At 71.5% G+C, this 11518-nt stretch carries 13 protein-coding genes; 5 read left to right on the forward strand and 8 right to left on the reverse strand.

Going from position 1 to position 11518, the window contains the following annotated elements; all coding sequences use genetic code 11:
• Positions 1-106: 106 nt before the first annotated feature.
• The 3 genes from KUA19_RS44385 to rimP are packed head-to-tail and all read right to left on the reverse strand — an operon-like array spanning position 107 to position 2196.
• Entirely contained in the window at positions 107-451 is a 345-nt protein-coding gene (locus KUA19_RS44385; protein WP_308167254.1) for a YlxR family protein, read from the reverse strand.
• 15 nt (positions 452-466) lie between these two features.
• Positions 467-1525, reverse strand: a complete 1059-nt coding sequence (gene nusA / locus KUA19_RS00440) for a transcription termination factor NusA (protein WP_308167255.1) — start codon at positions 1523-1525, stop codon at positions 467-469.
• Positions 1522-2196: a ribosome maturation factor RimP gene (gene rimP / locus KUA19_RS00445; protein ID WP_217393691.1), complete on the reverse strand. Its 675-nt coding sequence runs from the start codon at positions 2194-2196 to the stop codon at positions 1522-1524. The genes nusA and rimP overlap by 4 nt, the downstream gene beginning before the upstream one ends.
• A gap of 209 nt (positions 2197-2405) precedes the next feature.
• On the opposite strand from rimP, the gene KUA19_RS00450 reads away from it, so the two are divergent.
• The 5 genes from KUA19_RS00450 to KUA19_RS00470 all read left to right on the forward strand — a co-directional run bounded on the left by KUA19_RS00450 (position 2406) and on the right by KUA19_RS00470 (position 7590).
• Positions 2406-2930, forward strand: a complete 525-nt coding sequence (locus KUA19_RS00450; protein ID WP_217393693.1) for a hypothetical protein — start codon at positions 2406-2408, stop codon at positions 2928-2930.
• Positions 2927-3367, forward strand: coding sequence for a ferritin-like domain-containing protein (locus KUA19_RS00455; RefSeq protein ID WP_217393695.1), 441 nt, complete (start codon positions 2927-2929; stop codon positions 3365-3367). The genes KUA19_RS00450 and KUA19_RS00455 overlap by 4 nt, the downstream gene beginning before the upstream one ends.
• 181 nt (positions 3368-3548) lie before the next feature.
• On the forward strand, positions 3549-4121 hold the full coding sequence (locus KUA19_RS00460) for a PadR family transcriptional regulator (protein ID WP_217393697.1): 573 nt from the start codon (positions 3549-3551) through the stop codon (positions 4119-4121).
• Positions 4118-4837 (forward strand): ABC transporter ATP-binding protein, encoded by a 720-nt coding sequence (locus tag KUA19_RS00465; protein ID WP_217393699.1) that lies wholly within the window; start codon positions 4118-4120, stop codon positions 4835-4837. Before KUA19_RS00460 ends, KUA19_RS00465 begins: the two co-directional genes overlap by 4 nt.
• Entirely contained in the window at positions 4834-7590 is a 2757-nt protein-coding gene (locus KUA19_RS00470; RefSeq protein ID WP_217393701.1) for an ABC transporter permease, read from the forward strand. Before KUA19_RS00465 ends, KUA19_RS00470 begins: the two co-directional genes overlap by 4 nt.
• Before the next feature lie 83 nt (positions 7591-7673).
• On the opposite strand, the gene KUA19_RS00475 is transcribed toward KUA19_RS00470, so the two are convergent.
• The 5 genes from KUA19_RS00475 to KUA19_RS00495 form a co-directional block, all read right to left on the reverse strand.
• Positions 7674-8138, reverse strand: coding sequence for a nitroreductase/quinone reductase family protein (locus KUA19_RS00475; protein WP_217394631.1), 465 nt, complete (start codon positions 8136-8138; stop codon positions 7674-7676).
• Positions 8139-8239: 101 nt separating this feature from the next.
• Positions 8240-8977 carry a VIT1/CCC1 transporter family protein gene (locus tag KUA19_RS00480; RefSeq protein ID WP_217393703.1) on the reverse strand — a complete coding sequence of 246 codons (738 nt, stop codon included), beginning with the start codon at positions 8975-8977 and terminating at the stop codon, positions 8240-8242.
• Positions 8974-9831, reverse strand: coding sequence for a type I methionyl aminopeptidase (gene map / locus KUA19_RS00485; protein ID WP_217393705.1), 858 nt, complete (start codon positions 9829-9831; stop codon positions 8974-8976). The genes KUA19_RS00480 and map overlap by 4 nt, the downstream gene beginning before the upstream one ends.
• A 162-nt stretch (positions 9832-9993) precedes the next feature.
• Complete coding sequence (locus tag KUA19_RS00490; RefSeq protein ID WP_308167256.1) at positions 9994-10740, reverse strand: gamma-glutamyl-gamma-aminobutyrate hydrolase family protein; 747 nt, start codon at positions 10738-10740, stop codon at positions 9994-9996.
• Positions 10741-10745: 5 nt separating this feature from the next.
• Positions 10746-11510, reverse strand: coding sequence for a 3-oxoacyl-ACP reductase (locus tag KUA19_RS00495; RefSeq protein WP_217393709.1), 765 nt, complete (start codon positions 11508-11510; stop codon positions 10746-10748).
• Positions 11511-11518 lie beyond the last annotated feature (8 nt).

Here is an 11518-nt window from a genome sequence, read left to right on the forward strand (position 1 = left end):
CTACCTTGCTGTGATCCTCAGACGCCGTGCGTGAGCGCTGCGTCTACGGTGGTCCGCCAGTGATGGTGGCGGCGATCCTTCGGATCGGATCGTGATCCTCCAGGCCTCACGGCCCGTGGATCGCCTCGGCCAGCTCGCCGGCATCCAGGACACCGGTGATCCGCAGCGCGCGCCCGAAGGCGCGGCGCCGCAGCGCCGACTCGAGACAGGCCGCCGTCGGGTGGACGTGCGCCCCGCGGCCGGTCATCGCACGCCGCGGATCGGGTCGAAGGCTGAACTGGCCAGCTTCCGACTCCACCGCGACGACACGTAGTAAATCGACAGCAGACGCACGTCGCCTACACCCCACGCATGTGCGCACCGGAGGTGCCACAGGCGTGACAGGTGAGGACGCCGCTTGCGATGCCGCCTGCGATGCCGCCGACGGTGCGAGCCGCGTGCGTCGTACCACCGAGCAAGTCTACCCCTATGCGGAGATCGGGGTGCCGCCCGGCTCCGTCTCGTGATCAGCACCGCTACGGGGCGGACGCGCGGCACCGCCGGGCGCGTCGGCCGCGTCGGACCGGATGTCGATTCGCCAACCGGTCAGACGGGCCGCCAACCTGGCATTCTGCCCTTCTCGACCGATCGCCAGGGACAGCTGGTAGTCCGGGACGGTGACCCGCGCCGCACGCGCGGCCAGGTCGACCACCTCGACCTTGAGCGCCTTGGCGGGCGACAACGCGTTGCCGACGAACTCGGCCGGGTCATCGGACCAGTCGATGATGTCGATCTTCTCACCGTGCAGTTCACTCATGACCGCGCGCACGCGCTGACCCATCGGGCCAATGCAGGCGCCCTTCGGATTGACCCCGGCCACGGTCGACCGCACCGCGATCTTGGTGCGGTGACCTGCCTCACGGGCGATCGCGGCGATCTCCACGGTGCCGTCGGCGATCTCCGGCACCTCCAGTGCGAACAGCTTCTTCACCAGCGCCGGGTGCGAGCGCGACAGCGTCACCTGCGGGCCGCGGAAGCTCTTTGCGACGTGTACGACCACACACCGGATCCGCTGCCCGTGCGGGTACGTCTCCCCCGGCACCTGCTCCGACTGCGGCAGGACCGCCTCGACCTTGCCCAGGTCGACCGAGACGATGCCCTTCTCGGTCCGGCTCTCGTGCGCCTGGATCACGCCGGTGACCAGGTCACCGTCGCGGTTGACGTACTCGCCGAAGTGCACCTCGTCGGTGGCCTCGCGCAGGCGCTGCAGGATGACCTGCTTGGCGGTCATCGCCGCGATGCGGCCGAAGTCGTGCGGCGTGTCGTCCCACTCGCGCACCATGTCGCCGCTCTCGGCGTCGTACTCCTGCGCGAACACCACGGCCGCGCCGGAGTGCCGGTTGATCTCGACGCGGGCGTGCGACTGCGCGCCTTCGGTGTGCCGGTATGCGGTGAGCAGCGCGGATTCGATGGCCTGGAGGATGGTCTCCTCCGAGATCTCCTTGTCACGTGCCAGCGCCCGCAGCGCCGCAAGATCGATGTTCACCGCTCTTCTCCTTCGTCATCCGGCCCAGCCTCGTCATCAGCGTCAGCGTCGAGGTCCGACTCATCGTCGTCCTCGTCGTCGCCGAACTCGGCGAGCTCCTCATCGGAGATCTCGTTCATCCGCTTGAATTCGACCTGGACCCGGCCCGGACCCAGCGCGTCGTACGCGACCTCGGTCACCTTGCCGTCCACGTCGAGCACGACACCGCCCGCGCCGGCCTCGGTGATCCGACCCGTCAGCGTCTTGTCGCCCACCTTCACCTTGACCAGGCGGCCCGTGTTGCGCGCCCAGTGCCGGGGCAGCGTGAGCGGCCGGTCGACTCCGGGCGAGGAGACCTCCAACTGGTACTCGCCCCGGATCAGGTCGGTGCCGGCCTCCTCGGCCTCGTCCAGCGCCCGGGAGACCGCGCGCGACACGTCGGCGATCGCGTCCAGGCCGACGCCGCCGTCGCCGTCGACGACCACCTGCACCAGGTGCCGCCGACCGACCTGCTTGAGCGTCAGATCCTCCAGGTCGTAGCCGGTCTCGGCCACCACCGGCTCGATCACCTCGCGCAGCTTGGTCCGCCGCGCGGCCAGCTCGGGCACGGGGGTGCGCGATGGGGGCGCGGCGGCTGGCCGACTGGCCGGTCGGCCCGCCTGACGACCTGCGGCACGGCCACGCTGAGCCATCTGAGGGCACCCCTCTCGGTGATACGTCGACTGCGCAGAGCGTAACCCGCGAGGCTGTACTGCTGCGGCATCGGCTCTGCGGCCTTAATCGGTGTCATCCTGCGCGTTCGCTCCGGATGACACCGAGCGGCCTGCAACCGCCGATGCCTGGTGTGAGCGCTTGGTTGCGCTATTAGGCAAAGCATGCCGCGATCAGGAAGACTGGCGCGGTGCGGACACGGGCAGATGATCGTAGCGGGCAGGGCGGGCCGGGCACCAATCGGCGCGAACTGCTGCGTCGGAGCGCGCTGGCGGGCGTGGTGGCGAGCGGAGCGCTCGTCACGGCGTCAGGCTGCGGCCTGTTCGACGGCGAGCCGGACACCCCGCCCGCGCCGGACGAGCTGACCGGGCTGCTGGCGGGCACCTGGACGCTGATCGCCGCGTACGACTCGGCGCTGACCGCGCTGCCCGAGCTGGGGCCGCTGCTGGGGCCGCTGCGCGAGACGCACCGCCGGCACGCCGACGCCCTGACCGCGGTGATGAACCCGCGTCCGTCGGCGCAGGCGTTCGGGCCGAGCAGCCTCGCCCCGGCCGCCGGGGACCGTAAAGCCGTGATCAACTCGCTGCGCACCGCCGAACAGAACGGTGGCCGCCAGGCCGCCGAGGCCTGCCTGGCCACCACCGCCGCCCGTGCCACGCTCGTCGGGGAGATCGCGGTCGCCCGCGCCACCCACCTGGAGGTGCTGATCCCGTGAGTGAGCAGCTCGGGCAGCGGCTCGGCGCCGCGCTGGCGGCGGAGTACGCCGCGATCTTCGCGTACGGCCGGTTGGGGGTGCTGCTGGACAAGGCGGGTCGGGAACTGGCCCGGACGGTCCAGGAGGTGCACCGGGTGCGCCGGGACGCGCTGCTGGTGCAACTGGCCGCCCTCAAGGTCGACCCGCCCGCGGCCGAGGCGGGGTACGCGATGCCGTTCCCGGTGACCGACAAGGCGTCGGCGTTGAAGCTCGCGGCGTACGTCGAGGACGGGGTGGCCGCGACGTGGCGCGCCACGCTCTCGGCCACCGAGGGCGAGCTGCGCAAGCAGGTGCTCTCGGGATACACCGACGCGGCGGTACGCGCGGCGCACTGGCGCCGCCTGGCAGGCCTCACCCCGGTCACCGTCACCTACCCCGGCCGCCCCACCACCCGCTGACCACCCCAGCCCTGACGCGGCTCGCGGCTGGCCTCTGGCGGCCGGCGATGATCGCCGAGGCCGACGCCCCGATTCGTGGCTCGTGGCGCGGTAAGCCCCCGCCGTCGGCGCCAACCACTCCGACCAGCCGTGCTGTGTGAGTGGTTGCGTGGGCTATACCGCGTATGCATACTCAGTAGTCATGTCAATCAGGCACGGCCTGCTCGCCCTGCTCGAACGCGGACCCCGGTACGGATACCAGCTCAGGGCCGAGTTCGAGGACTCCACCGGCTCCACCTGGCCGCTGAACATCGGCCAGGTCTACACCACCCTCAACCGACTCGAACGTGACGGCCTGGTGCATCCGCTGCCCGAACACGACGGGGGGCAGCGGCCGTACGAGATCACCGGCGCCGGACGCGCGGAGCTGGCGCTCTGGTTCGCCACCCCCATCGCCCGCACCGACCGGCCCCGCGACGAGCTGGCGATCAAACTCGCCCTCGCGTTGACCACCCCGGGCGTGAACGTCGCGGCCGTCGTGCAGACCCAGCGCACCGCCACGATGCGCGCGCTGCAGGAGTACACCCGGCTCAAACGCGGCGACGCCGAGCTGCCCTGGCGACTCGTACTCGACGCGATGATCTTCCAATCCGAGGCCGAGCTGCGCTGGCTGGACCACTGCGAGACCGCGCTGGTCCGCTTTCGCCCGGCCCCGCCGGCGCCGCTACCGACCCGCGACGAAACCCCCTCGACGACACGGGAGACCCAGGCATGACTCCGATCCTGGAACTGCGTGAGGTGCACCGCACCCACGGCAAGGGCGAGGCCGCCGTACACGCGCTGCGCGGCGTGACCATCGAGGTGCAGGCGGGTGAACTCGTGGCCGTCATGGGCCCGTCCGGCTCCGGCAAGTCCAGCCTGCTCAACCTGGCGGGGGGTCTGGACTCCCCCGACTCCGGCGAGGTGCTGGTGGAGGGCCGGGCCCTGTCCACGCTCAGCCGCCAGGAGTTGGCCAAGCTGCGTCGCCACAGCGTCGGGTACGTCTTCCAGGCGCTGAACCTGGTGCCCAGCCTGACCGCCGCCGAGAACGTGGCCCTGCCGCTGGAGCTCGACGGCGTCTCGGCCCGCAAGGCCCGCCCGCAGGCCGAGGCCGCGCTGGCCGAGGTCGAGCTGTCCGGGTACGCCGACCGCTTCCCCGACGAGATGTCCGGCGGCCAGCAGCAGCGCGTCGCCATCGCCCGCGCCCTGGTCGGGCAGCGGCGGCTGGTGCTGGCCGACGAGCCGACCGGTGCGCTGGACTCGCAGACCGGCGAGGCGGTGCTGCGCCTGCTGCGGGCTCGGGTCGACGCCGGTGCCGCCGCGGTGCTGGTGACCCACGAGGCCCGGCACGCGGGCTGGGCCGACCGGGTCGTCTTCCTGCGCGACGGCGTGATCGTCGACACCTCGGGCCCGCTCGCGCGGCCCGAGCAGCTGCTGGAGGCGACCGCGTGAAGTCGTGGATCCCCGCGCTGCGGGTGGCCCGGCGCGAGGCACGGCGGGCCAAGGGCCGCTCGGCGCTGGTCATCGCCATGATCGGCCTGCCGGTGCTGCTGCTGTCGTTCTTCGTCGCGACGTACGACATGCACGAGCTGCGCCCGGCCGAGGAGCTGGACCGGACCATCGGCCAGGCGGACGCCCGCATCACCAAGGTCAGCGACGGACCTGTCGAACAGGAGCCGACCAGTGAGGGCTGGTCCGCCCAGGGCGGCAGCCTGACCAAGACGGTCACGGCCGAGGACCTGCTCGCGGCGCTGCCGCCGGGGTCGCGGCTGACCCAGGTCGCGGGTTCGCCGGTCGACATGCACACGCCGTACGGCATGGGCACCACCAACGGGCACACCATGGACCTGGCCGACCCCATGCTCCACGGCATCGTGAACCTGCTCTCGGGCACCGTGCCCCAGCGCGACGACGAGGTGGCCGTCAACGACGAGGTGGCCGACTGGCTGCACGTCGGCATCGGCGACACCGTGCGGACCGTCTCGCCGGAGCGGACCTTCAAGGTCACCGCGTTCGTCGAGTTCCCCGGTTCGCTCAACGGCAACATCGTGTTCCGCCCCGGCCAGGTGCTGAGCGACGGCCAGTGGCTGGTCGACGTCCCGGGGGAACTGACCTGGCCCGAGGTGCAGAAACTCAACCAGCAGGGCATCGTCGCGTACAGCCGGGCCGTTGTGCTGAATCCACCTCCGGTGCAGTGGCAGTACCAGTCGGACGACGGGCCGCGGGTCGAGGACATCGCCCTGATCGTCATCGTCGTCGGGCTGATGGTGCTGGAGGTCGTGCTGCTGGCCGGTCCGGCGTTCGCTGTCGGCGCCCGGCGCCGCAGTCGGGACCTGGCGGTGATCGCCGCCACCGGTGGCACTCCGGCGCATCTGCGCCGGATCGTGCTGGCCGACGGGGTCGTGCTGGGCGCGATCGCGGCGGTCGGCGGCGTACTGTGCGGCATGCTGCTGGCCGCGGTGCTGCGCCCGGTGGTGGAGGAGCACCTCATCAACGCCCGCGCCGGCGGGCTGCGCTTCTACCTGCCCGCGCAGGGCGCGATCATCCTGCTGTCGATCGGCACCGGTCTGCTCGCCGCCATGGTGCCCGCCTTCACCGCCGCCAGGCAGAACGTGGTGACGGTGCTCGCCGGGCGGCGCGGCGTGACCCGGTCCCGCAAGCGCTGGGTCGTGCTGGGCCTGGTCATGACGGCGGCGGGCGCGGCCGTCGCGGCGTACGGCGCGGCCGCCAGCCAGGGCGCGACGGTGATCCTCACCGGCGTGGTGCTCAGCGAGCTGGGCCTGGTGCTGCTGACCCCGGCCCTGGTGGGGCTGATCTCGCGGCTCGGGCGCTGGCTGCCCCTGGCGCCCCGGATCGCGCTGCGCGACACCGCGCGCAACCGCGGCTCGTCCGCGCCGGCCATCTCCGCGGTGATGGCCGCCGTGGCGGGTGCGGTGTCGATCGGTGCCTTCGTGGGTAGCGACCGGCAGCACTCCATCGAGAACTACGACAAGATGATGCCGGTCGGCAACTTCATCGTCCGGCACACGCCACCGACGGACGGCAGTACGCCATCCGAGTGGGCCAAGGTCCGCCAGGCGGTGGCGACCGCCATGCCGACGACGCGGCTGCACGACTTCCAGGACCTGGCCTGCGCCTGGCAGTCGACTCCCGTGCGGCCGGGTTCTCCGGCCGAACCCCCCGCCACCCCCACCCCCGGGCCGACCCCCGCCCCGACCGCGAACCCCGCTCCGCAGGAACAGCAGCCCCGGGACTGCACGATCGAGCTGGTCCTGCCGCCCGAGAACGAGTGCCCGTACTGGCGGGAGGCCCGAGCGCAGAACAAGGAGCCGGACTGGGCCGCCATCCGGCGCGACCCGCGCTGCCAGGACAGCGGTTCGAACTCGGCCGTCTTCACCGTCGTCGACGACGGCAGCACGCTGGAGGCGCTGACCGGCGCACCCGCCGACCAGATCGCCGCGGCCCGGCGCACGCTGGCCGAGGGCGGCGCGGTGGTCACCCACTCGATCTACCTGCGCGACGGGAAGGTCGGGCTGCAGACGATCGACGGCGTACGGCCGGACGACCTCACGACGCTGCCGCAGGTGACGGTGCCGGGGTTCCGTATCGGCGGAATCGACGGCTTCTCGGTCATGGTCTCGCCCGCGCTGGCCAGACGGCTCGGCTTCGGCCTGCGCCCCGGCGGTGTGGTCGGCGACGGGGCAGCCCCGGACGGCAACCAGGCCCAGGCGCTGAACGCCGCGGTCTTCGCCACCGCCGGCGATGTCGGGCTCTCGATCGAGCGGGGTCCCAACTACCAGGAGGAGCCGATCATCTGGATCCTCGGGCTGGTCGCCGCGCTCGTGGCGCTCGGCGCGGCCGGGGTGGCGACCGGCCTCGCCGCCGCCGAGAGTCGCTCCGACCTGGTCACCCTGGCCGCCGTCGGCGCCAGCCCCCGGATGCGGCGCACGCTGTCGCTGAGCCAGTCGGGCGTCATCTCCGGCCTCGGGGCCCTGCTGGGCGTGCTGGCCGGCCTGGGTACGGCGTACGCGGTGATCATGGCCCTCAACGTAGGCAGCGAGGCGTACGCCTCGACCGACCTCTGGCCCATGCGCCTGGTGCTGCCGTGGAACACCATGGCCATCGTGGCGGCGGTGCCGCTGATCGCGATGGCCGGCGCGGGCCTGCTGACCCGCTCCCGCCTCCCCGTCGAACGCCGCCTGTAGCAATGGGGGTGTAAGGAAGGGCCCCTTCTTATCGCTCTGCGATGTAGAAGGGGCCCTTCTTAACGCTCCGGGAATCGGATCGCTCAGCGCGGGATGAGACTGAAGACGCGCAGTTCGCGGTCACCGGCGCGCTCGCTGTACGTCCGGTACGCCGGCCACACCGCCAGCAGCAGCCCGAACAGCCGCTCCCGCTCGGCGCCGCGCGCCAGCACACCGCGCACCGGGATCTCGCGGCCGCCGAGGGTGATCGTCGCGTCGGGGTTGGCGAGCAGGTTGCCCGACCAGGCCGGGTGGCTGGTCTGGCCCCAGTTGGACCCGATGACCACGTAGTTCTCGCCGTCGCGCACGTACACCAGCGGCTGGTTGCGGGCCTGCCCGGACTTGCGGCCGACCGTGGTGAGGACCAGTGTCGGCATCACCCCGAGCGCGATCACCCGGCCCTTGGTGAGCTTGGCGACGGCGCGGTCGAGCGGCACGATCGCCTTGCCCATGCGGGCGAACCAGCGGCGATGTCCGAGGGTACGGGCGAGACGGCTCAGCACGCGCACAGTCTGCACTACGCGAGGAATTCTCGGAAGCCACCGCTTCCGTCAAGAAGGGCACCTTCTACCACGGATAGCGATAAGAAGGTGCCCTTCCTTACCTCGGGTCAGGCGGTGCTGACGCCGATGGCGGCGCCGATGAGGTAGGTGGCGCCCGCGGCGGCGGCGCCGAGCAGGAGTTGGCGCAGGCCGGTGGCCCACCAGTGGCGGCGGGTGAACCGGGCCGTGAGCGCGCCCGCCACGAACAGGCCCAGACCGCCGATGCCCAGCGCCAGCCACAGCGAGTCGCTGCCCAGCAGGTAGCTGAGCAGCGGGATCAGCGCCCCGATCGAGAAGCAGACGAACGACGAGATCGCGGCCGTCCACGGGCTCGGCTTGCTGTCGGGGTCGATGCCCAGTTCCTCGCGTACGTGCATGCGCAGCGCCTCGTCGGGCTGCTCGGAGAGCTCCCGCGCCAGCTGGTGGGCCAGGTCGGGGGCGATGCCCCGGTCGATCCAGCGCTGGGCCAGCTCGTCGGCCTCGGCGAGCGGGTTGCGGTGCAGCTCGCGGCGCTCCTTGGCGACCTCGGCCTCGATCTGCTCGTTGGCGGTGCGCACGCTGGCGTACTCGCCCAGGCCCATCGAGATGGCGCCCGCGACCAGGCCCGCGACGCCGGTCAGCGCGATGGTGCGCGACGCCACGCCCGCGCCGCCGACCCCGGCGATCAGGCCGATGTTGGTGACCAGGCCGTCCATCGCCCCGAACACGGCGGCGCGCAGCCAGCCGCCGGAGACGTCGGCGTGCTCGTGATCGATCGGCGGAACGTGCTGTGCCTGTGCGGCCGACGAGGGGTGGTCGGCGCTCATGGCAGGGTCAGAATGTCCGCGCCGTCCTCGGTGACGACCAACGTGTGCTCGAACTGGGCGGTCCAGCGACGGTCCTTGGTGACCACGGTCCAGGTGTCGCGCCAGGTCTCGTACGCGATGCCGCCGAGCGTGATCATCGGCTCGATGGTGAACGTCATGCCCGGCACCATGATCGTGTCAGCGGCGGGGTTGTCGTAGTGCGGGATGAACAGTCCGCTGTGGAAGGACTGGCCGATGCCGTGCCCGCCGAAGTCACGCACCACGCCGTAGCCGAACCGCTTCGCGTACGACTCGATCACCCGGCCGATGACGTTGATCGGGCGGCCGGGCGCGACCGCCTTGATGCCCCGCATCATCGCCTCGTGCGTACGCTCCACCAGCAGCCGGGCCTCTTCGGCCACCTCGCCCACGCAGAACGTGGCGTCGGTGTCGCCGTGCACCCCGTCCTTGAACGCGGTCACGTCCACGTTGATGATGTCGCCGTCCTCGATCACCGTCGAGTCGGGGATGCCGTGGCAGATGACCTCGTTGAGGCTGGTGCAGCAGGACTTCGGGAAGCCCTTGTAGCCCAGCGTCGACGGGTACGCGTCGTGGTCGCACAGGAACTCGTGCACCAGGCGGTCGATCTCGTCGGTGGTCACCCCGGGCTTGCAGTGCTCGCCCGCGAGCTGCGTCGCCTGCGCGGCGATCCGGCCCGCGACCCGCATCTTCTCGATCGACTCGGCGTCCTGGGTGAGCGGGCCGTCCCAGCGCTTGGGCTGCTTGCGGCCGACGTACTCGGGACGCGGGATGTGGGCGGGGACGTCCCGCCACGGGGACTGCTTGCCTGGGGTGAGCGTCGCACGGCCGTTCATGCCATGAACTCTAGCGCCGCCACCCACCACCGCGCCCCGCGCCGGGGGTGACGGGCCCCGGACGCCCGCCCTTTCATAAACGCTGGCCTATCTAGAGGACGGTTTCCCGGGATTCGCCCTCTAGATAGGCCAGCGTCAATGCAAGACGGGTGGGGTGGGGGGTCAGACCGTGGCGAAGAACTCGGTGCGGGTTGCAGTACGGGCCGAGTGGGTGTTCGCCGAGGCGGAGACCAGCGCCTGGAACAGGTCCGGCGCGGCCATGTCCTCCGGGTGCCACTGCACCCCGACGGCGAACGGGTGATCGGGATGCTCGACCGCCTCGATCAGGTTGTCGGTGACACACCAGGCCGTCGGCACGAGCCGACCCGGGTCCTTCACCGCCTGGTGGTGGAACGAGTTCACGACGGCCTCCGCCCCGAACAGCTCCCGGCAGCGCGAGCCGGTGGCGAACCGCACCGGGTGGTGCGCGTACACCTTCGTCGGGCCGAGCGGCCGGTGCCCGTCGTGGCCGACGACCTCGGGCACGTGCTGGTGGATCCGTCCCCCGGCCGCGACCGTCATCAGCTGCATGCCCCGGCACACCCCGAGCAGCGGCAGCCCGGTCTTGAACGCGACCCGCACCAGCGGCAGCTCACCGGAGTCGCGCAGCGCGTCGGTGTACACGGCCGGGTGCGGGGCCTCGTCGTACCGCGCGGGGTCGACGTCGGCGCCGCCGCAGATGACGAGGCCGTCCAGGCCGTCGAGGACCTCGACGCCGCCGTCGACCTGGGGCGGGATGAGCACGGGGCGACCACCGGCGCGGCTCACCTGGTCCACATAGGCCCAGGGCACCACGGCGGCCTTGGTGTCATGCACGGAAAAGCGGGCATTCTCCACGTACGTGGTGATGCCTATCAACGGTCTGGTCACATCGCTCACAACGGTGTCACGTAGGCGCCGGTAATGCCTCCGTCCACGATGAACTGGGAGGCGGTGACGAATGACGAATCATCACTGGCGAGAAAGGCTACCGCCGCCGCGATCTCCTCGGGCTCGGCGAACCGGCCCATCGGTACATGGACAAGTCGGCGAGCGGCCCGCTCCGGATCCTTCGCGAACAGCTCCATCAGCAGCGGCGTGGCCACCGGCCCGGGGCACAGCGCGTTGACCCGCACCCCCTGCCGGGCGAACTGGACGCCCAGTTCACGGCTCATCGAGAGTACCCCGCCCTTGCTGGCGGTGTAGGCGATCTGACTGGTCGCGGCACCCATCAGGGCGACGAAGCTGGCCGTGTTGATGATCGAGCCCTTGCCCGCGGCGAGCATGTGCGGCAGCGCGTACTTGCAGCACAGGTAGACGCTGGTGGTGTTGACCCGGATCACCCGCTCCCAGGCGTCCAGCCCGGTGTCGAGGATCGAGTCGTCGTCGGGCGGGGAGATGCCGGCGTTGTTGAAGGCGATGTCCAGGCGGCCCCGCCGGGCGGCGACGCCGTCGAACAGCTCGCGCACCTGCGCCTCGTCGCTGACGTCGCACTGCACGAACTCGCCGCCGACCTCCTCGGCGATCTTCTTGCCCGGCTCCTCGGCGAGGTCGACGCAGACGACGTACGCCCCCTCAGCCGCGAACCGCCGCGCCGTGGCGGCGCCGATGCCGCTGGCCGCACCGCTGATGACCGCCACCCGGTCCTGAAGTCGCTGCACTGGTGTCC

This window comes from Catellatospora tritici, assembly GCF_019083965.1.
Taxonomy (GTDB): Bacteria; Actinomycetota; Actinomycetes; order Mycobacteriales; family Micromonosporaceae; genus Catellatospora; species Catellatospora tritici.